General features: G+C 56.1%; 20 protein-coding genes. 3 read left to right on the top strand and 17 right to left on the bottom strand.

Annotated features, from left to right (window positions below):
• Nucleotides 1–6: 6 nt before the first annotated feature.
• The 12 genes from AWB76_RS34530 to AWB76_RS34475 all read right to left on the bottom strand — a co-directional run bounded on the left by AWB76_RS34530 (nucleotide 7) and on the right by AWB76_RS34475 (nucleotide 11,862).
• Nucleotides 7–777, bottom strand: coding sequence for an enoyl-CoA hydratase (locus AWB76_RS34530; RefSeq protein ID WP_061164587.1), 771 nt, complete (start codon nucleotides 775–777; stop codon nucleotides 7–9).
• Between the two features lie 97 nt (nucleotides 778–874).
• Nucleotides 875–1,807 (bottom strand): 3,5-dioxohexanoate:acetyl-CoA acetone transferase, encoded by a 933-nt coding sequence (gene kce, locus AWB76_RS34525; RefSeq protein WP_061164586.1) that lies wholly within the window; start codon nucleotides 1,805–1,807, stop codon nucleotides 875–877.
• Nucleotides 1,808–1,846: 39 nt separating this feature from the next.
• Nucleotides 1,847–3,043, bottom strand: a complete 1,197-nt coding sequence (locus AWB76_RS34520; RefSeq protein WP_061164585.1) for a CaiB/BaiF CoA transferase family protein — start codon at nucleotides 3,041–3,043, stop codon at nucleotides 1,847–1,849.
• Between the two features lies 1 nt (nucleotide 3,044).
• Nucleotides 3,045–3,818 (bottom strand): enoyl-CoA hydratase/isomerase family protein, encoded by a 774-nt coding sequence (locus AWB76_RS34515; protein WP_061164584.1) that lies wholly within the window; start codon nucleotides 3,816–3,818, stop codon nucleotides 3,045–3,047.
• A gap of 34 nt (nucleotides 3,819–3,852) precedes the next feature.
• Nucleotides 3,853–5,061 (bottom strand): acyl-CoA dehydrogenase family protein, encoded by a 1,209-nt coding sequence (locus AWB76_RS34510; RefSeq protein ID WP_244173583.1) that lies wholly within the window; start codon nucleotides 5,059–5,061, stop codon nucleotides 3,853–3,855.
• Nucleotides 5,062–5,151: 90 nt separating this feature from the next.
• A complete protein-coding gene (locus AWB76_RS34505; RefSeq protein WP_061164582.1) occupies nucleotides 5,152–6,639 on the bottom strand; it encodes an aldehyde dehydrogenase family protein in 1,488 nt (495 codons plus the stop codon).
• 48 nt (nucleotides 6,640–6,687) lie between these two features.
• On the bottom strand, nucleotides 6,688–7,779 hold the full coding sequence (locus AWB76_RS34500; protein ID WP_208606648.1) for an alcohol dehydrogenase: 1,092 nt from the start codon (nucleotides 7,777–7,779) through the stop codon (nucleotides 6,688–6,690).
• Nucleotides 7,780–7,785: 6 nt separating this feature from the next.
• Nucleotides 7,786–8,535, bottom strand: coding sequence for an SDR family NAD(P)-dependent oxidoreductase (locus AWB76_RS34495; protein ID WP_061164580.1), 750 nt, complete (start codon nucleotides 8,533–8,535; stop codon nucleotides 7,786–7,788).
• Between the two features lie 18 nt (nucleotides 8,536–8,553).
• Nucleotides 8,554–9,276 carry an ABC transporter ATP-binding protein gene (locus tag AWB76_RS34490; RefSeq protein ID WP_061164579.1) on the bottom strand — a complete coding sequence of 241 codons (723 nt, stop codon included), beginning with the start codon at nucleotides 9,274–9,276 and terminating at the stop codon, nucleotides 8,554–8,556.
• Nucleotides 9,266–10,012: an ABC transporter ATP-binding protein gene (locus tag AWB76_RS34485; RefSeq protein ID WP_061164578.1), complete on the bottom strand. Its 747-nt coding sequence runs from the start codon at nucleotides 10,010–10,012 to the stop codon at nucleotides 9,266–9,268. The genes AWB76_RS34490 and AWB76_RS34485 overlap by 11 nt, the downstream gene beginning before the upstream one ends.
• Before the next feature lies 1 nt (nucleotide 10,013).
• The gene (locus AWB76_RS34480) at nucleotides 10,014–10,994 is read right to left on the bottom strand and encodes a branched-chain amino acid ABC transporter permease (RefSeq protein WP_061164577.1); all 981 of its coding nucleotides are present in this window, start codon (nucleotides 10,992–10,994) and stop codon (nucleotides 10,014–10,016) included.
• Nucleotides 10,987–11,862, bottom strand: a complete 876-nt coding sequence (locus tag AWB76_RS34475; RefSeq protein ID WP_061164576.1) for a branched-chain amino acid ABC transporter permease — start codon at nucleotides 11,860–11,862, stop codon at nucleotides 10,987–10,989. Before AWB76_RS34475 ends, AWB76_RS34480 begins: the two co-directional genes overlap by 8 nt.
• Nucleotides 11,863–12,675: 813 nt before the next feature.
• Here AWB76_RS34475 and AWB76_RS39745 point away from each other — a divergent pair.
• Entirely contained in the window at nucleotides 12,676–13,254 is a 579-nt protein-coding gene (locus AWB76_RS39745) for a DUF2889 domain-containing protein (RefSeq protein WP_074171473.1), read from the top strand.
• Between the two features lie 151 nt (nucleotides 13,255–13,405).
• Here the strand turns inward: AWB76_RS39745 and AWB76_RS34470 are convergent, their stop codons facing one another.
• Complete coding sequence (locus AWB76_RS34470; RefSeq protein WP_061164575.1) at nucleotides 13,406–14,593, bottom strand: ABC transporter substrate-binding protein; 1,188 nt, start codon at nucleotides 14,591–14,593, stop codon at nucleotides 13,406–13,408.
• 465 nt (nucleotides 14,594–15,058) lie between these two features.
• On the opposite strand from AWB76_RS34470, the gene AWB76_RS34465 reads away from it, so the two are divergent.
• Both AWB76_RS34465 and AWB76_RS34460 read left to right on the top strand, forming a co-directional pair.
• A complete protein-coding gene (locus tag AWB76_RS34465) occupies nucleotides 15,059–16,102 on the top strand; it encodes a YncE family protein (RefSeq protein ID WP_157696274.1) in 1,044 nt (347 codons plus the stop codon).
• Nucleotides 16,103–16,440: 338 nt separating this feature from the next.
• Nucleotides 16,441–17,367 carry an MBL fold metallo-hydrolase gene (locus AWB76_RS34460; RefSeq protein ID WP_063936420.1) on the top strand — a complete coding sequence of 309 codons (927 nt, stop codon included), beginning with the start codon at nucleotides 16,441–16,443 and terminating at the stop codon, nucleotides 17,365–17,367.
• A gap of 126 nt (nucleotides 17,368–17,493) precedes the next feature.
• Here AWB76_RS34460 and tnpC read toward each other — a convergent pair whose 3' ends face one another.
• The 4 genes from tnpC to AWB76_RS34440 form a co-directional block, all read right to left on the bottom strand.
• Complete coding sequence (gene tnpC, locus AWB76_RS34455) at nucleotides 17,494–19,080, bottom strand: IS66 family transposase (protein WP_061164572.1); 1,587 nt, start codon at nucleotides 19,078–19,080, stop codon at nucleotides 17,494–17,496.
• A 30-nt stretch (nucleotides 19,081–19,110) separates the two neighbouring features.
• A complete protein-coding gene (gene tnpB, locus AWB76_RS34450; RefSeq protein WP_061164571.1) occupies nucleotides 19,111–19,455 on the bottom strand; it encodes an IS66 family insertion sequence element accessory protein TnpB in 345 nt (114 codons plus the stop codon).
• Nucleotides 19,452–19,877 carry an IS66-like element accessory protein TnpA gene (gene tnpA, locus AWB76_RS34445; RefSeq protein ID WP_244173581.1) on the bottom strand — a complete coding sequence of 142 codons (426 nt, stop codon included), beginning with the start codon at nucleotides 19,875–19,877 and terminating at the stop codon, nucleotides 19,452–19,454. Before tnpA ends, tnpB begins: the two co-directional genes overlap by 4 nt.
• A 476-nt stretch (nucleotides 19,878–20,353) precedes the next feature.
• Complete coding sequence (locus AWB76_RS34440; protein WP_157696273.1) at nucleotides 20,354–21,013, bottom strand: SDR family oxidoreductase; 660 nt, start codon at nucleotides 21,011–21,013, stop codon at nucleotides 20,354–20,356.
• Nucleotides 21,014–21,068: the final 55 nt, after the last annotated feature.

Here is a 21,068-nt window from a genome sequence, read left to right as displayed (position 1 = left end):
ATACCTTCATCGATTCGCCCAGACCGCAGCGCGCTTCTCCAGGAAGGCGGCAACGCCCTCACGCTGGTTCTCACCGTCAAAGAGATCTACGAAACGCTCCCTTTCAAGTGCGAGGGCTGCTCGACGCGGAATGCCTTGACGCGCGCTGTGAATTAGTGTTTTGCACGACGCCACGGCGCTTGGGCTGAGAGTGCTAACTCGCTTAGCCATGGTGAGCGCCGCCTCCAGCGCCGCCCCCTTTTCCACGACCTCCTCGATAAGTCCAATTCGCAACGCTGTCTCGGCGTTCACGCGCTCGCCGGTAAGAATCATCCGCTTCGCCCAACCCTCACCGACAAGCCAAGGCAACGTCTGGGTGCCACATCCCGCCGGCAAGAGACCTACCGCAGGTTCCGGCAATGCCATGACAGCTTGCCGTTCTGCGATCCGGATATCGCACGAGAGCGCACACTCGAGTCCACCACCCATCGCATAGCCGTTAATCGCCGCAATTACCACAGGGCGTGCCTCCTGAAGCGCCTCGAACGCTTCACCAAAGCGTTGGGCCATCGCCCGAGCGACCGCTTTGTCTCCACCGGCAAAGGTCCCGAGGTCAGCGCCCGCGCTGAAGAACTTTTCTCCATTGCCGGTGATTACGATTGCATGAACGTCAAGATTTTCGTTCAGGACTGACACTTGACGCTTGAGTTCTACCAAACCTTCCGAAGTAAAGGCATTAGCCGGCGGCCGATTCAGGGTAATTCGGGCAACGTGCTCATCAATGACGCAATCGATCATAATTGACTCCTCGGCGAAATTGGTACGCCCAGTGCTTCGCTTAATCTCGCATCCCTAAATAAATGCGACATGTTCACTAATATTTATAACAATGCCGTCAGAAGGCCACGCCAGACGCACCTTTCAACTGAAGGATATCGCGCGCCTCAGAAGGTGTTGCGACCTCCAATCCGAGTCCCTCGATAATTCCGCGGATTGTCTTCACCTGGTCGGCGCTACCTTGTGCAAGCGCCCCTGGACCAGCCCATAAAGAGTCCTCGAGACCGACTCGCACGTGGCCTCCCATAGCGAGCGACATCGATGCAATCCGCATTTGGTGAGAGCCGGCTCCAATTACAGACCAATGGTAATTGTCGCCAAAGAGTCGGTCGGCCGTACGTTTCATATGGGAGACGTCATCAGGATGAATGCCAATGCCACCCATAATGCCAAAGACCGTTTGAATAAACAGCGGGCCCTTCATGAGTCCGCGGTCGCAAAAATGCTTTAGCGTGTACAGATGGCTCGTGTCGTAGCACTCGAATTCAAACTTCGTCCCGTTGGACGTTCCGAGCGTCAGAATATGTTCGATATCCTTGAAAGTATTCCGTGCAATTAACTCGTGCGAGCGTTCAAGATACTCACGCTCCCAATCGAATTTGAACTCCTTGAATCGGTCTAGCATGTGAAAGAGACCGAAATTCATCGTGCCCATATTCAGCGAGGCGAGCTCGGGCTTGAAGACTGCCGTCGGTCGGACGCGCTCCTCGATACTCATGTACGGGCTGCCGCCGGTCGTCAGATTGACGACTGCATCGGTCTTTTCCTTGATCTCTTTTAAGAACGGCGCAAATGCTTCGGGGGATTGATCCGGACGGCCGTCCTTCGGGTTCCGCGCGTGCAGGTGCACGATCGCCGCGCCGCTCTCGACCGCCTTGATGGCATCGTTAGCGATTTCTTCCGCGGTAACCGGCAGATAAGGCGACATTGAGGGCGTATGAACGGCGCCAGTACAGGCACACGAGATGATCACTTTTCTCTTCTTTGCCATGTCTCACTCCTCGACAGATATTTGTAAGTACAATTAAGCTCAGATCACGCCATTCGATCTATGCAGATCAATGGTTTCCTGGTCCAGTCCGAGGCGCTCCGAGAGGACGCGATCGTTATCGCAGCCCAGTCGACCGCTCGGCACCAGCTCTTGCGTCGGCGCGTCTTCGTATCGCATTGGCGAACGCGAGACCACAACCTCACCGTATTCTGGGTGTTGCAGACGGTTGAGAAAACCGCTGCTATGCAATTCCGGATCCGACGTAACCTCGGTCAGATCCCGAACCGGCGCAAAGGGCACACGGTACTGCCGGAAGATCGCTGCCAACTCGCCACGCGACTTTGTTTCTGTGAAACCTTGGACAAGTGCATCCACCTCGTCCATACGGTTGACACGCTCCTTGAGCGTCGAGAACCGCGGATCATCCTTTAGATCTGCGCGGTTAAGGGCTTGCAAGAGCGACTGCCAATGCGTCTCTCCAACACACAAAACCGCAATGAAGCCGTCCGACGCAGCGTAGACGTTGTACGGGGACTCGGCCATGCCGCCGTGGCGATTCCCAGTGCGCGCAGGGGCGTCACCTTTAGAGCCGTACCATAGACCGAGACTGGAACTGAGCGTGGCGTATACGGCTTCAATCATAGCCACTTCCACTTTTCGGCCAACACCGGTTCGTTCCCGTTCGAAAAGCGCTGTCATTACTGCGCCATACAGGTGAGTGCCCCCCGAAAAATCACAGATTGCCGGGCCGCATTTCACCGGAGGCAAGTCCTCATAGCCTGTGATACTCATGATTCCAGACATCGCCTGAATCGTGAGATCCATTGCGGGGAGATCTTTGTAGCCACCCCAAGAGCCGTATCCGGTCCCTGCCGCATAGATCAATCGCGGATTGATTCGTTGCAGGGCGTCGTAGCCGACGCCAAGTCGATCCATTACTCCGGGCGCAAAGTTCTCGAGCAGTACATCAGCGCCTTCTACCAGCCGACGCAACAACTCCTTTCCCTGCTCATCCTTTAGATTGAGCGTTACAAACTTTTTGTTTGAATTGAGCATCGCGAATGGCAAGGCAGCACCACCCACCACGCTGCGGCGCCTCAAATTTTCGCCGCCCGGTGGTTCGATCTTGATTACCTCCGCACCGGCCATCGCCATTAGGAAGGTCGCGTAAGGACCGTTGTATACTTGCCCAAGATCAATGACCGTCACGCCGGCAAGAGGAAGATCACGTGCCATCTCATTGTCCCCTGAACTGAGCGGGACGCTTTTCCGCAAATGCAGAGGGCCCCTCAATTGCATCTTGTGTCGTCTGCAGAAGTCGCTGCACAAGCTGCTCGATTCTCAATCCCGTGTTGAGGTCCATATCTCGGCTGCGCAGGGCAAGCTCCTTTGCTGCTTGGACCGCAAGCGGCGCGTTAGCTGCGATACGGCGGGCGTAGTCCAGTGCGGCGTCCATGAGCCCTTCTTTCGGTACCACCTTATTAATGAGGCCCCAGCGCCATGCAGTTTGGGCATCGATCGTGTCGCCCGTCAGCGTCAACTCCATCGCCAAGGCGTATGGGATTTGCGACATAACACGCTGCGTACCTCCATTGCCCGCGATGATCCCTCGCTTCACTTCAGCGAGGCTGAACGTAGCATGTTCGGCCGCGACGCGAATGTCAGTTGCGAACATCAAGGTCATGCCCCCGCCCATCGCGAGGCCGTTGATTGCGGCGATCACGGGCTTCCAAACCTCAAGACCGCGATTGAGCAGTTGATCGCGTTGGGTGAGCCACATTTCAGACATTTCGGTCGGTTTCGACACGAAACTTTTTATGTCGGCACCCGCGGTGAACGCCCGCTCTCCGGCCCCGGTCACGATCGCCACTCTCACCTCGGCATCGTCCCGCACTCGACGCCAAGCCTCCGACAGGCCTTGATAATGCTCGAGGTCCATCGCGTTGAGGCGTTCCGGACGGTTTATGGTGATCACCGCGACACCGTCGCTCACCTCGTAGTCGATTGCCATTCTTTCTCCTTTGTCGCCGAAACGCCGAAACTTGTCAGGAACGCGAGCCGAGCAGATGCCTCGCCACAACCATGCGTTGAACTTCCGAGGGACCTTCGCCAATGCGCTTGATCCGCATTTCCCTGTACCAACGCTCCAACGGCATCTCTTGAGCGACTCCCATGCCGCCAAGAATCTGAATGCAGCGATCGACGACGCGACCAGCCGTCTCTGTTGCGAGGACCTTGGCCATCGACGCATCGACTTTCATATCCTGTCCCAAGTCCGCTTTCCACGCGGCCTTGTACACCATCAAGCGCGCTGCTTGGAGCTCGATTTCCGAGTCGGCGATCATCCATTGCACCGCTTGCCGGTCGCTCAACATTGAGCCAAAGGTCTTGCGCTGCTTGGCCCAATCGATGGCGAGCTGCAACGCTGCGGTGGCCACGCCCAACGTACCGGCCGCATACGGCACGCGTCCATGAACAAGCAGTTTGTCCACCAGTTCGAAACCTCGTCCTTCGACACCGAGGAGATTCTCTTCGGGCACTTCGTAATTGTCGAAGTGGATCTCGTACGGCGCATAGGAGCGAATCACCGGGATCTTCTTGACGGTGACGCCAGGGCGGTCCATGTCGATGATGAACGCCGATACGCCATCCCGGCTCTTCGAAGGACCGGTTCGCGCAAATGCCACACCCCACCGCGATTCGTCCGCTGCAGTGATCCACATCTTGCTGCCGTTGAGCACATAACGATCGCCAGCGCGTTCGGCTTTGGTCTGGATAGCACGCGCCGGATCGGATCCCCCGCTCGGTTCGCTGATCGCAAAGAACGCCTTTTCGCCCCGCTCGATGCTCGGCACCGCATATTTCTGAATCTGCGCCTCGGTTCCACCGAAGATGATGCTGGGCGGATCAAACCCAAAAGCGCCGCAGCCCGGGATATACGCGCCCATGCGACACTTCGCGGCTTCTTCCGCGATGATGCATTGCGCGAGCAGGTTCAGTCCCGCACCGCCATAGGCTGCTGGGCTCTGCACGCACCACAATCCCAGGGCTTTCGCCTTATTCTGCAACACCGAAAGCTTGTCTTTCGGAAGAGAATAAGCGTCGTGAGGCAATGTGTCTTCGGCCGGCAAGACCTCATTAACCATGAACTTGCGGACTGTGTCTTCAAGCATCCGCAACTCCTCCGGCAACTCCCATGCGCCAAGCGTGCGAGAGTTGTCCGAGAGGGTGTCGTCCATCGTGGCAGTATCCATGTCGCTCCTCCTTGTATTGATCCAAGACTATCATGCCAACTTTTAAAGATCAACCATTCAAACATTGATCTTTAAAGTTTAAGTGAGCACTTAGTCTTCATTAATGCAGACACTCTTTTGATAGAGGAAGCCTTCGACATGCTGCGGTCCGCCCTTCCAGCCGTAGCCGCTGTGTTTGTATCCCCCAAAACCAACCGCGGGGTCGACCAGCCCGTAGCAATTCACCCAAACCGTGCCGGCCTTGATGCCGTGCATCATCTTCGTCATCGTCTTTACGCTGCTCGTCCAAACCGCGCCGCCCAGGCCATACTCGGTATCGTTCGCGAGGCGCAATGCCTCGTCCGCATCGTCGAAAGGAATTACGGAAATGACTGGTCCAAAAATTTCCTCGCGGGCAATCGTCATTGAATTGGAGACATTGGAGAATATGGTCGGCTCAATAAAGTATCCACCCGCAAGGTCGCCTTGCAGTCGATTCCCGCCCGCCGCCAGGCTGGCGCCCTCATTACCGCCGATCGAGACGTAGCCCATCACCCTCTCAAGCTGACGTTCCGAGATGAGCGGTCCCAACTGAGTAGACGGATCGAGCGGATCGCCCACCTTCAGGGATTTCCCGAACTCGACGAGGCGTTCAACAAAGGCCTCTTGGATGCTGCGCTGCACGAAAAGCCGTGTCCCGGCGTAACACACTTGACCAGTATTGGAAAATACAGCCATCGCTGCGCCTGGCACGGCTTTGTCCAGATCGGCGTCCGCAAAGATCACATCAGGAGATTTACCTCCGAGCTCTAGTTGCAAGCGTTTCATGTTCACTGCCGATGCCTTGATGATCTCCCTTCCGGTGGCGGTCGACCCCGTGAACGCGATCCGGTCCACCCCAGGATGCGCTGCAAGCGCGGCGCCGGCTTCCGAACCGAGTCCGGTCACTACATTGACGACTCCCTCCGGCACGCCAGCTTGGATTAGAAGCTCTGCGGTACGCAGTACCGTCAACGACGCGTCTTCAGCCGGCTTAATAACCGCCGTGCAGCCAGTAGCCAGCGCCGCGCCGATGACCCACCATTGGCTCATGAGCGGCCCGTTCCACGGAATGATTCCGCCTACAACCCCGACCGGTGCTTTCAGGGTCATTGTCGTGAATCTACCTGGCAGCGAGTTTGGGATCGTTTGCCCCATGCAATTCATGGTTTGACTTGCGAAGTACATAATTCCTTGCAAGACAAACTTCCTGAATGACTGCGTCCGCGTGATCGGCGAGCCCATGTCGAGGGACTCCAGCAGAGCTAGTTCCTCAAAGTTTTCATCGATGACGTCGTGAACTTTCATCAGCAGTGCCTGCCGCTGATGTGGTGTGAATCGGCTCCACGGTCCCTCGAAAGCGCGACGGGCAGATGCAACGGCCGCGTCGATGTCTGGCTTTCCACCACGAGCGAGTCTGACCAGTACTTTACCGGTCGCTGGATTGAAGCTGTCGATCCGTTGCCCTTCGCGTGGCGCTTGCCACTTACCGTCGATGAACAGATCTTTATCTGGATTCTCAAGAAAGGCGGCCGCCGGTGCAGTGATTACATCGTTCATGTTGGAGTCCGTTTAGAGATAGTGTGCTCGATTGGGTTGGGAGTAGGGTCAACCTACTTCGGGGCGTTCCAGTACCACGCGACCGGTCACTTTGCCTTCATTGAGCTTCACTAGCGCTTCGTTTGCCTTATCGAACGGCATGTGATCGATAGGGATCGACTTCAATTTTCCAGAGCGCGCCATGGCGACGACATCCTTAAGATCCTGCAGCGTGCCAGTCTGAGACCCCGTGATTGTTCGAGGCACGAGGATCATTGATAAAAGTGATATTTCAAGCTCTCCACCCGTTGCACCGACAAGTACGAGTTTGCCGCCCTTTCCGAGGCTTTCGAATGCGACCTTCGCAGTCGGTGAGCAGTTGACAAAATCCAACGCGTAAAGCAACGTGCCGCCTGCTGCTTTGGCGATTTGCGCTTGCAGATCGTCCGCGTTTCCGTCAAGTACTGTGGTTGCCCCCGTATCTATCGCCGCACGCCGCTTTGCCTCATCAACATCAACCGCAATAATGTTTTGGTGTCCAAGCGACGTCAGCATGGCGATTGCGGCGAGTCCGAGACCACCCGCGCCGATAAGAAGCACCGGGCTAGTCGGGTCCATCGTGCCGAGCTTACGGATCGCGTTGAGCACGGTGATGCCAGAGCACGCGTACGTGGCAGCGACTGCGGGATCGATCTCACCTGGGTCGACAAGGTAGCGCGAATGCGGCACGAGCACGCGCGAACTGAACCCCCCATTGCGCACAACGCCGATACTCGCTTGCTTCGCGCACATGTTGTCTTCGCCCGCCTTGCATCGGTCACACACGCCACATCCAATCCACGGATAGACAATCCGGCGATCGCCGACCTTTACTCCTGTTGCCTCCGGGCCGAACGCCACGACTCGGCCAACCACTTCGTGCCCGGGCGCGCGAGGCAGCTTCACGCCTCGGTCCGTGAGGCGAAGCACTTTCCCGTGGCCTAGGTTGTATTCACCCTTCCAAAAATACACGTCGGAGTGGCACACACCGCAATGGGATACATCTACAAGTACCTCAGCCCCTTGAGGGGTCGGGTCCGGCTCGTTGAGAGCTTGCAACGGCTCGCCATTGGTCACTACCGCCCAAAGTTTCATTTGTGTTTTCCTCAAAGGTTGATTCAATCTTTTTCAAACGATTGTCGCGCCACTGTCGATCGAAAAGACCTGACCGGTTGTTCGCGCAGACTCGTCCGAAGCGAGATAGACCGCCATATGTGCGACATGGACGGGCTCAAGAAATCCGAGCAAGTGCATCGAAGCCATCTTCTGCGCGGCATCATTGACCTCCATGCGCGCCACTACCCGAGGCGTCAAGGTGACACTTGGCGCTATGGCGTTCACGCGTATGCAGTGAGAGCCAAATTCGGCCGCCATCGAGCGAGTCAACGAGGCCACCCCGCCTTTGGCGGCGGTGTAAGCGTCTCGACCCGGCAACGCCATCACCGCAGCCATCGAGGTCAAGTTAATGACCGAGCCGCTCCCTGAGCGCAGCATCTGACGAATTCCGTGCCGGCAGCACAGGAAGGTCCCATAAAGATCAAGTTTTATAGTTCGCCAAAACTCGTCAATTGGCACCTCAGTCACTTTACCGTCACGCAGGCTCGAGCCACCCGCTACGTTGCACAAGATGTCCAGTTTTCCGAACTTTGAAACGGTCTCGCCGATTGCCCGCTCTACCGCTTCATCATCGGTGATATCGCAGGCGAGCGCTAAGGTCTTCCCTTCATTCACGTGAGAAATAGACGTCTGCGCGATTTCGAGGTCTACATCAGCCGCCACAACGTATGCTCCTTCCGCAACGAAGCGCTCACATATGGACCGACCAATCCCGCCACCCGCCCCCGTAACAAACGCGACTTTTCCTTCCAGCCTTCCCATATGGCTTCTCCTGTCAAGTCAATTGCCGAGATACGCCTTTTGGACCTCTTCACTCGCAGCAAGAGTCGCTGCGTCGCCCTCAGCGATCACATGCCCACCCTCCAGGATGTACGCTTTGTCCGAAACCTCGAGAGCTGTCTCCGCGTTCTGTTCAATGACGAGAATATCGACGCCGCTTTTAGAGACATTCACGATGAGCTCCGCGATGCGTTCCACCATGGCCGGGCTCAGACCAATCGTCGGTTCGTCTAATAGTATGAGTTGCGGATCACTCATCAAGGCTCGAGCGACCGCGACCATTTGCTGCTGTCCGCCGCTGAACGTGCCCGCGATGGACGCAAGACGGTCTTTCAGGTCAGGAAAGAGTTCCAGCACTCGCTCCATGTTCCGCTCGACAACGTGGCGGTCCTTCTTCGTATATGCGCCGAGTTCGAGGTTCTCACGAAACGTCATGTCACCGAAAAGACGCCTCCCTTCCGGTACTACCGCAAGACCTCGTGGCACTAGACGATCAGGCGATTTGCCTGTCACGTCTTCACCAAAAAGCGAAACTGAGCCGGAGGTTGGCTTGACCAGCCCACAAACACTCTTGATTACTGTGGACTTGCCCGCCCCATTCGCGCCGATCATCGTAACCACTGAGCCACGTTCGACTTTCAACGAGACATTGCTGATCGCGGGGACGCCGCCATATCCTGCCGAAAGACCTTTGACCTCGAGCGACAATACTTCACTTGTCATGACGTTTCCCCAGATAGGCTGCGATGACGTTTTCGTCTTTCCTTATCTCAGCGGGCGTACCGGTAGCGAGCTGCTGCCCATGATGGAGTACCACAATGCGGTCACAAACGGACATCACAGCTTTCATGTTGTGCTCAACCAAGAGGATGGTGCAGTCGAACTCGTCGCGGATTTGACGAAACACATCAAGCGTGGCCCCCACTTCCGTTTGATTCAAACCGGTAAGTGGTTCGTCCAGGCAGAGTAGTGTTGGCCTTGCGGCGAACGCGATCGCAATGCTCACGAGTCGCTGAATTCCGTGGGGAAGAGTGCCAGCCTGCTCGTCAAGATAAGGCGTGAGGCCTAGGATCTCTGCTGTTTCGGCCACTCGATGAGCGCGCTCAGTAGGTCCTGCGCTCGCCATGCTGTGCATCGTCCCTAAAAGGACGTTGTCGCGCACCTTCATCGAGCGCATATAGCTGCTGTGTTGGAATGTCCGAACCAAACCCATCCGGCTGATCTTGGTCGGCTTCCAGCCAGTGCAGTCTCGCCCAAAAACTTCAAGCGTCCCGGCCGTCGGCTTGACGAAACCACTGATGAGATTGAAGGTCGTGCTTTTACCTGCTCCGTTAGGTCCAATAAGGCCTAGGATCTCTCCCTTGCGAATATCCAAATTCAGATTGGAAACCGCGACCAAACCACCGTACCGTCGCGTCAGGCCTGTCGTCCGAAGAAGCGTTGAGCCGTTGTAACGCATGTCAGCCTCCGTTTCGGCTCAGCTTGCTGGCCGACTTTTGTTCCAGACTGGAATCCTCTGCGAGCTTCACACGAGGGACCTTGCGCACGAACTTATCGAGCAGCCCCGTCAGCCCCTTCGGCATCAAAAGCACGGCGAGCACGATCGCCGCACCATAGAACAATTGCTCACCTGCACCAAGCCCGAGCGCGAAGCTTCCGAGCAATACCAAAATAATGGCGCCTGCAACTGCCCCAAAGATGGAAGACTCGCCGCCAACCTTTACATAAGCGAGCGCCATTGAGGCGAGCAAGAAGGTGAAGTCCCCCGGGCTAATGACGTTATTGACAAAAGCATGAAGACTTCCCGCAATGCCCGCACAAAAGGATGCGATTGCGAAACATGCCACCTTGCAAAACAGCACATTGATTCCAACCGAACGGGCAATATTTTCGTTATCGCGAATCGCGACGAGCACTTTCCCGAAATCGGTTTTCTCAACCACGTAGAGAGCGAAAATTGTCACCGCTACAGTGCCTACCACAAATGACTGGATCCAGGTATCCATGAATCTCGGCGGAAAAATCCCCGTCATCCCTGAGGTTCCTCCGATGAACTCGGATTTTGAGAATGCAATGCGCACCGCTTCGGCGAAGGCGAACCCGATCAACATGAAATACGGGCCGCGCACGCGGAGTGTAGTAATACCGAAAAGAACACTCACGATGACAACCAAGACCGGGCCGAGCAACATGGCGACTGGAAATGGCCAATCGAAGATCGTCGTAGCCACCCCGGCGCCGTAGGCGCCCATGCCAACAAATGCCGCGGTTGCAAAGCTAACTTCGCCGATGAGCATAACGAAGCGCATACTCGCTGCGGTTAGCGCCGCGATCGCCGCAAGGTTAATGATGCTGATAGCGTAGGCATTTGTCGCGAAAGCGCTCGCTCCGACCGCCAAGACTGTGCCAGCCAGCCACGAAGAAAGATGAAATTTACGCATTTCCAAGGAGCCCCTTTGGCCTGACAAGAAGAACAACAATCACCAACACGAAGATCGCGACGGAGGCCGATGACGAGTCGAAGTAGAAACCACCAACCGACTCCACAAGTCCGATGAACAGCGCTCCGACAATGGCACCCGGGACGCTACCCAAGCCCCCAAGTACCACCGAGATAAAGCCTTTCATCAAGTAGTCAGAGCCCATTACCGGCGAAACAACCGAGACGGGTGCGATGAGCGCGCCCGCGACCGCTGCAAGGGCGGCTGCAATCATGAATCCCGACATTGCGAGCCGGCTGTAGGGAACACCTTGAAGCATCGCGGCTTCGTGATCGGAGGCCACAGCTCTGAGCGCCTTGCCAATCCGTGTTCCAGACATTGACCAATACAGCGCCGCCGTTATCACGACTGCAGCCAGGCAGAGCACCAAGCGCTGCAGTGTAACCGCCACCCCGAAGATGGAGACGGTGCCGCTAATAATTTCCGGGACGGCTCTCACTGCGCCACCAAACGTACTGAGCACAATGCCGTCAAGTAGTAGCGCCATACCCATTGTGAGGATGAATGCTCCATCCATGTCGCGCAGGAAGAAACGCAAACCAAACTTATAAACAATCACTGCCAAAGCCAACGACACGACCAGTCCGCCCGCCGCGGACACCAGATAAGCTACTTGCACAGAAACACCGCGGGCCATCACGATAGGAACGAGATAGCTAACGACCAATGCAGAAATAGTAAAGAAATGGCCGTGCGCGAAATTCACAATGCGCATGACGCCGAAAATGAGGGTGAGCCCGAGCGAGAAAAGGACATAGACTGCCCCAATCTGCAGAGCCGTAAATATCAGCTGCAGTGCAGTTTCCACAATAACGCCTCTTTGGGAAGGGTATGGCTGGAGTGAGAGTTGAGATTTTTTGCGACCTGATCAAAGTCTGATTCGCGACAGTCGATAGGCGTACGGCAATGCGCCCTCGCGACTGCGGCACGGATCCACAAGCGAACCTTCGTATGAAAATCCCTTTATCGCGGCGGCTGGTAGAAGGAGGAGCCGGATATAGCGCCGCGTTGACATCACGAGGGTCCGCACGCTTACTTCGAAAGCGTGCCGGCAAGCAGCATACGTGCGGTCGAAAGCCGCCGCGCTAGCGTCGGAAAGACGTGTCTTTAGATAATCCATTGTCTCCTCCCTTGACGGGATCTGATCTTTTTTCGCCTACCTGAATCGGTGGGATCGCGGTTCTTGAGACCGGTTAGGCGACGCTGCCCATCGTAGTTCCAAGGTAGCAGCCAACCATCCAACTGTCAACCATTGAAATATTTGGATTGTTGAATAGATAAGATCGTAGCTGTGCGTAGGGTATACGCGGATTTTATAATGTCATCTAATGGTCGACCATTAAAATTAAATTGATCGTAGTTAAATTCGCCCTCTGGAAAGCTCAGCTGATAAGGCTGGCACGGCGGTCAACGCGCAGCGATCTTCGCTTTTGTGCAGTGCTCGAACGGCGATCCGGCGGCCCACTCGCTGAATGGTCGCTTCCTCGAGCGGGTCTAGCTACAAGGGGACTACCGCCGATCGCTCCGGGAAAGGGCTGACCCAGTCTGTCAATTGAGCGAGCCGCCGTTTGTCCAGCTGGCCTCCGGGACCGAGATCGTGGAATTCTTTGGAGTAGTCGCTTTGAACTCATCTTTCGAAAACAGGAATCGCTCGCCACTGATAACGCGCGACGAATTGCATCATCGCCGCATTGACATGCGGGGCTATCGGCGTAGCGATGGCCTCTTCGAGGTCGAAGCGATTCTTACTGATCGCAAATCACATAACTTCACTCCAGCCAGCGGCGGAAAAACCGTCTCGCCGGGACAGCCTCTGCACAACATGGGCGTCTGTCTCGTTTTTGACGCGGAGATGACTGTGCGCGAGGCGCATACCTTCATCGCCGATGCTCCCTACGACACTTGCGTCGGTGGTGGCGAAAATTTTCGTTCGTTAGAAGGCTTGCGCATTGCAAGCGGTTGGACTGGCGAAGTGAAACGTCGATTGGTTGGTGCTCGCAGCTGCGCGCATCTCAGAGAACTGCTGATCCCTCTTGCGACCACGGCAATTCAAACGATGATTGCCCTCCGCGTCAACGATCCGGAACCGGTCGATGAGCATGGCCGGCCGATGAAGATCAATAGTTGTTTTGCATATTCCGACGCTGGCGAGATTGTTGCCCGTCGATGGCCACAATATTCACAATTGAAAAACTCCTGAGATTCGAGAGGCACCCAGTAATCGGTCTGCTCCAGAGCGCCTTTCATTGAGTGGATTCGACGTTCACCGCATCATAGAAAGTCCGTTTGGATAACTAGCACTGCCCGGGGCGCATTTCGCGTCGTCCCAGGCAGTCGACCCCCGTCTTGAATCAGTTAGCCTTACGAGGATCGAGACGTGCTTTCTCGACTACCTCCCCGTTGACGATCTGCGTGATGTAGACAGGCAAAACAGGCTGGATGACCGATCCGTAGCTTTCACGTCCAGCCAGGTGCGTCTCACCACCATAAAAGGTTTTGTATGAAATCTGCGGAAGGACAGACGCTACTTGCTTCGGATCAATAGTTCCGGCTTTCTCAATCGCTGCCTTGAGCATGTAAATCGCGTCGTAGGCGCCGATCGGGGGAAGAGCCAGTGACTCGCCGAGCTGAGCGCGCGCTTCGCTATTGACTTTCTTCTGATGATCGGTGGCACTTGGGCCGTCCATCGGGATCGCAGCGCCCATGAGCACACCATTCGCTGATGCTCCACCGGTCGTCACTAGCCCATCGCGGCCGGTCCCGTTATCTGAAATCTTCAACCCCTTAAACCCAAGAGTGTCCAATTCTTTGAAGATTTGTCCTGCATCCGCAGGTGGCGCGGTCGCGAGGTCAATGATATCTGGCTGGCCAGCAGCAAGGCGGGCGGCGATCGGTTGGAACTCCGTGGTGCCGCGCTCGTAAAAATCGTTCGTCACGATTTTTAAACCAGCTTTTTCCCAAATCGGTCGCGACGTAGTTTCACTCTCTCGGCCACTCGCATCATTGACATTCAAGATAGCGACAGTTTTCGCTTGTGGAAATGATTTCTTAACATAGGCGACCATTGCGGGCATGATCTCGACTGGAGAATTCACAACAGACACAGTCAAAGGAAATTTCGGCCCTTTGCTTTTTGTGCCCCAAGATGTGCTGAAGAGCAAGACACCTTGTCGTTCAGTCATTGCCTGAGTTGCGAGAATCGCGGCTGTTCCCATACCAAAAATGTATTTGACGCCATCCCGGTTCAGAAGAGTCTGCGCCACCTTAGAGCCGTCCGCAGCCGTATATTTATTGTCGTAAGAGATGCAATCGAAGTTGTAGGTCGTATCTCGCACTTTAACTCCGCCGCTGTCTTTAATTTCTTTTGCGGCTTTCTTGCACATCCAGTCCGATCCTCGCCCCCAAACCGCACCCGATCCAGACAGCGGAACGGACAAACCGACCTTGATCATTTCGTCCGCGTTGGCGGCGACCGACGCTGCGCTCAACACCAGCGAACCAATGACGCTCCAGCGTCTCACATGCAAGTTATTGTTCATAAGTCGTCTCCCTGTTTTAAACGATTGCTCCAAAGTGGAAGCACATGTGACGCTTGTGCAAGCTCAATGGTCTACCATTGCAAAGGTCCGCGCAATAAACGTTTCTACGGACGGACTCCCGAATCCCGACCCGCATCCTGGCCGTCTCGAAAGTGCGGATTGGTCGAATAATTCCATTGGTTGACATTTACGTAGAGCGCGATTATCGTGGCTGTTAGCCGCCATCTGGTATGCGACCGGCGAGTGAAAGCCTTCGATACAAGAATTGGTGAGCCGAATCAGAGCACTGGGCAAGAACCGTGTACGGATTGCGAGCAAGACAAGTCCGACAACCTGAACCTGCTATGTCATGTCGGCCAATCGCCCGAGACGGTGGCCGCTCTCCCGCGCGGCGCAGGCATCAGCTCTCGAGCGCTTGGCGTCACTCGCGTAGCGCTTGATAGACACCTATAACGAGAGACAGCCGTGTTGAAATTCATTTGCTACATGGTCGCACTTGTGGCCCTCGCCCTTCTTCCTCAATTGTCGACGGCTCAAACTTCTAGAGCTTGTGCTTCAGAAGGCAACGCGACATTCCTGTGCAGTCCAGCGGGGGTAGAGGACATGCTTTATATCTCGGGTAAGAACTGGGTGCTCGCAGACGCACGGCGCGGCGCAGAAGGCGGCATTCGGATCATCGACGTCAAAGAAAAAAATTTCACAACCATTTTCCCGCTAGCCGAAGGCGTGGACGAATGGGATAAAAATACCTATGGAGCTTGCTCAGGTCCACTCACCAATGCAGACAAGGCGAAATTCGTGACGCACGGCCTAGCTATCCGGAAACGGAAAGGCGATATCTACACTCTCTACGCCGTTCACCATGGCGATCGCGAGTCGATCGAGGTGTTTGCCCTGGACGCCAGTCGTAGTCCGCCATCTGCGACTTGGATTGGTTGTGTCGTCGCGCCGGATCCAATAGGGCTCAACTCCGTCGCTGCTTTGCCTAATGAAGGATTTGTCGCGACCAATTTCATGCCGCGCAATGGGCCCGCGGACGCTCTTGAGAAGCTAAGAACCGGTGAGCAAAATGGCGAGCTCTGGACCTGGTATCCAAGCCAAGGGTGGTCCAAAGTGGCGGATAGCGAATCGGCCGGAGCCAACGGCGTCGAGGCCTCCGAGGATGGCAAAACGTTCTACGTCGCTGAATGGGGAAGCCAGACATTTTTCAGGCTACGCCTAGACGGGAAAACGTCACAGCGCGACAGCATCTCATTAGGATTTCGAGTTGACAACGTTCACTTCGCACCAGATGGTTCGCTTGTCGTTGCCGGACAGCATGAAGACATGACGGGCGCAGTAGCGGTCAAAATCAATCCGCAGTCTCTTAGAGTGACCCCGCTTGTAGACTATGCCAAGACGCCAGGCTGGGTCGGTGGCGCATCGGTTGCGGTAGCGGTTGGTGACCAGCTTTGGTTGGGCCTGTCTGTTGGCTCGAACCGAGTTGCAATTGTGCCTGCGCCGAAATAGATATGATATCTGCTCAGGACTTCGATCCAGTTCAGTTCGCGGCGCCCGGATAGGTAAACTCATAGGAAGCTATAAGATTTACCGGTCGCAAAGAGCAGTTCCTGGGATCGGCCGTGTCCGCTTCCCGCGCCGATCTACATGTCCCGTTCCAATCAAAAGCGGTGCGTATTCGGTCGTATGATGAGCACAAGGGTCGGAATTTTGGTGCCTATGCCGCTGAGTCCACGCGCACCCTGAGGATCTCAAGTATGCGCCGGCCTCGCCTTAGGGCGCCGACCTGCGCTTCGAAACACGCTCGCCGCTCCGGCGGCTTAGAATGAGCGAAAGTGGAGACAACAATGGCAGCAATCCCGTTTCACCAAGCTCCTCACTATTATCGATTCATGATTGGCGGGGCACCCGCCACAGTTGTTTCCGATGGCGTTTTACCAATCGGTCAGGCAGTGAAGCTTTTTCCGAATGTCGACTACGGGGTGATCGCGAAGGAACTTGAAGCAAACTTTCTTCCTGAGGGCGAGGTCCTGGCTGAACAAAACGTGCTTGTTGCCGAAGTCAATGGTAAGACAGTGCTATTTGATACAGGCATGGGATGTCTGAATCGATACGGTGAGATTCACTTCGGCGACACGTGCGGGAAGCTGCTGCACAATCTGTCCGCGGCGGGAATCGACCGATTCAAGATAGATGCAGTTGTGATGACGCACGGCCACATCGATCACTGCGGTGGCTTAGTAGCGGAGGACGGAAGTCTAAATTTTCCAAACGCCGTCTACTATGTCTCGAAGACAGAATTCGACTTTTGGACTAGCGTTGACCAACCGAACGCGATGCAGAGAGATGTTGCAAGAAGAAATCTATTGCCAGTACAAGACAAGCTGCATCTAATCGACGGCGGGGAGGAATTCCTTCCAGGAATTACGGCGTTGTCTACGCCAGGTCACGCGCCCGGCCACATGATTTTTCTCATCCAAGTGGCAGGTCAGGAATTAGCATTTCTGGGAGATCTCATCCATCATCATGTTTTGCAATCCGACTGTCGTCGCGAGTTCGCGTTTGATGGAGAACCGATACAGGCGGCGGAAACCCGTGTCCGTACATTGCGAAAATTGGCCGTGGAAAGAGTTTGGTGCTTGGTCTTCCACTTCCCTTGGCCAGGCCTAGGGCATTTCGTCCAGGACGGTGATGATCGTTTCCGCTTCTTGCCGAGCCCGGTCAAAATGCTCGACAGGATTGGGAGAGACGACCCGCATCTCGTGTGGCCTTGACTCGTTGCCATGAGCACGCTTAGAAATATGTTCGCCCTACGGTATGCGTCGCGCCAGGGCCGTTGAGAATTCTTTGGACAAGCGTCGGGGAATACGGCAGGCTAAGCCTGCCGCAGGCAGAAGGGATCAACCCGATGAAGGTGCAGATGGGAGCAAGTGCTTCGCGACGTTCCAGGGCAACAGTTCGTCGATGCGGTTGGCCTGGTGATCCGCAATGTGTGTAAGAACGTATTCCAGGTAGGCGCGTGGGTTGATGTTGTTCAATTTGCACGAGCAGATCAAGCTATACATTGCGGCGGCTCGCTCGCCGCCGCTATCAGAGCCAGCGAACATGAAATTGCGTCGGCCGAGGGCCACGCAGCGCAAAGCATTTTCGGCGAGTACGTTGCTGATTTCGACGCGCCCGTCATCACAGAACAGCGTGAGCCCATCCCAGCGGTTCAGAGAGTAGTTGATCGCTTCGACCAACGGTGCCTTTGGCCAAAGCGTCGCAAGTTTCTCCCTCATCGACGTCTCGAGGGCCGCGAGCAATGGGGCGCTCCTTTCTTGCCTGACGCGTCGCCGCTCGTCCGGCGGTTTGCCGCGAATATCAGCCTCGATTCCGTAAAACTCGCCAATCATGTCGAGCCATTGCTTCGTGGTGTCCGACGGGGCTGTCTCATGCACGTTGAATACGTATCGGCGCGCATGATCCCAGCAAAATGCCAGACGAACTTTGCCGCCTTCGTTCAACTCGTTGAAGCCGGCATAGCCGTCCGCCTGAAGGATGCCTTCGAATCCGGCAAGATGGGTCTGGGGGTGAATGCCTTTGCGGTCCGGCGAGTACGCGAACCAGACAGCAGCGGGGTCGCGCGAACCTGAGCGGCGATCATCGCGCACGTAGACCCACAATCGACCGGTCTTGGTCTTTTTGTTCCCAGGCGCGAGCACCGGGATCGGCGTGTCGTCCGCGTGGAGCTTCGCAGTCGCCATTGTGTAGCGACGCAGGGCTTCAGTCAGCAGCCGACAGAGTTCTTCGCATTGCCCGACCCAGCGTGCCATGGTGGCCCGATCGAGACGAACGCCGTCGCGCGCTGCGATCTCGGATTGCCGATACAGCGGCGTGTGATTTGCATACTTGGCAACGATGATCTCGGCCAGCAAGCTCGGATGCGCGATGCTGCGCTCGATCGGCAGCCCCGGCATGGGAGGTTGCGCGATATGGCCGCAACCGGTGCAGATCCGCTTGCGACGGATAGTGCGGATGACCTTGAACATCGCCGTGACGCGCGCGAGCTGCTCAGACACATCCTCGCCGAGCAACTCCATGGCGTTGTTGCACTTCGGGCAGATGGAATCGGGCTCGAGCTCGTGCTCTTCGCGTGGCAGATGGGGCGCCAAGGCTTCCTTCGGGGATGCTGCAGATACGCCCGAGCTCGATGCACGAGCGCGTGCACGGCGAACATCGGCGACGCCGCTGCCCGCTGCCAGATCCTCGAGTTGGGTTTCGAGCCGATCGATCTGCCGCTCCAACTGCTCGGATTTACGACCGAAGTGCATGCGCCTGAGCTTGTCGATCTGCGCTTTCAGGCGTTCGATTTGCTGGTCCCGTTCGACAATCTCCCGGTCGCGTTCGGCGATCTCCTGCTGCATCTTTGCGATCGATGCCTGCTGCTCGAGCACCAGGGCGTGGAGCTCGGCAACGGTTTGCGGAAGCGGCACATGATCGGGCATGCGCCGCAGTTTACGAGCCTTCGATGCGGTTTACAACATCGACAATGCGGCCGTGCGACGGGGCTGTCGCCAATCGATGCCTTCCAGCAACATCGACAGCTGTGCCGACGTCAGAAAGATCTTGCCGCCATCCGCCTGGGGCCAAATAAACCGCCCATGCGAAAGCCGCTTCGCAAGAAGCCATAGTCCGTCATCTGTTGCCCAGAGAATTTTTACGAGATCGCCGCGACGTCCCCGAAAAATGAACACGTCGCCGCCGAGCGGATTGTCTTCGAGTGCCGATTGCACCTTCGCGGCAAGAGCCGGGAAACCACTACGCATGTCGGTCACGCCTGCGGCGATCCAGATGCGAGTGCCTGCCGGCAAGCCGATCATCGGGATAGCTCCCGGATCAGCAGCCGCAGCATATCCGGTGACACATTGCCGCAAACCCTTAAGCGTGCCCGGTCGAACTCGATCTCGCAAAGATTCTCTGGCGACCGTGTCGCATCAACTGTCATCGGTGGCGTATGTTCTGCCGCCTCAGCGACAAGATCCACAGGCAACAGCGACGGCACCTCCGGTGCCTGCTTCGCCGTTGCGCCCTCAGGCAGCGTTGGCAATCCGTACTCTCCTGCCAGATAATGCCGTCGCCATTTGAACAACAGGTTTGCATTGATGGCGTTGTCGCGCGCGATCAACGCCACCGACGCGCACGGCTCAAAAGATTGTTCAACCAGTTGCCGTTTGAACTCGGTCGGAAAGTTCGGCCGCTTATATGCGCTATCTGCGGCGCGATTGCCCCACGTCTTGTCCACTTTGGTATCCACCATAATTTGGTGGATACCAAACTACCCAAAACCTCAATCAGCACGCCAGAACGGCCGGGGCTAGACGCTTACGCCCTACGCGCTGGCCTCCAACTTGATGCGTTGGGCGCGTCGACTCGCAGGAACTGCCCGGTATGTGCTTGGCGAGCGCTACAGTAACGAGGCCGATATCCGCTTCCTGTTTGTCAGGCCAGCGTTTTGCCTCGGGCTTCCTTCAGACTCGCAGTCAGCCTTGAAACCCTTGCCTCTGGCTAACACTTCCCCTTGCGGGGTGTGTAGAGGACTCTCACCTTTAAGTGAAGCCCCTGAGAGACGTGGTACATACGACTAGATGTCTCGTCGATGTCGAATTTTCGCCGCGTCGGGTGGATCGAACATAGACTACACGCCACCGAATTCGACCGTCAAGACAGGTCCTCACGAGTCGCTTACCCCCAAACTCGGCAACATAGACATTCTGACTGTCAGGCAATCGCGCCGGCGAAAACCATCGGTTTGCTGCCCCCTCCTGGGCCGACATAGTAGACATGCCCGGATTCGAGATGCGCCTCCTCCGGGGTCATACCTTTCAGCCTTCGGTCGAAATTGCATCGGGGCTGATCACGTCCACCCGGATGTTGCGAGACTTCAGTTCTGTGGTGCAGACAATGGCGCGGCAACCCGATGAAAGCAGTCATGGAAGAGGTCAAGATGATCGAGCCGCCTTTGTTCATGATCAGCCGCATCGCTTGAACCATGAACAGTTGCCCCTTGAGATTAACGTTGAGCATGGCGTCGAGGAATTCCTCACTGACTTCCTCAAGTGGGCATCCCTTGTAATATCGTGCGTTCGGGAACACGATATCCACACTGCCTTGTTCGTCGTGGATGACCGATGCTACACGCATCATGTCCTCCTTCTTTGACACGTCTTCAGCGACGGCGCGTACATTCGCGCCCAGGTTACAAGCGGCATCTTTCAGGATGCTCAGGCGCCGTCCGACGATGTACACGAAGGCGCCGGCCTCTACCAGGCGCGTGGCTCCGCCCAGACCTAGCAGGCCGCTGAAATACACTCGAGCTGAAGCGGCCTCGCTCCAATCACAAGGCTTTCGCCGCAAGATTTTCGCATTGTGCAAGCCCAATGCAATTCAACGTCCTTTTTGAGCGGTTTGAGCCGAATTTCTGGTTTCATTTTCG

The organism is Caballeronia temeraria (genome assembly GCF_001544795.2).
Classification (GTDB): domain Bacteria; phylum Pseudomonadota; class Gammaproteobacteria; order Burkholderiales; family Burkholderiaceae; genus Caballeronia; species Caballeronia temeraria.
Note: the sequence above shows the minus strand (reverse complement) of the source record. Positions and strands in the feature narration are given on the sequence as shown.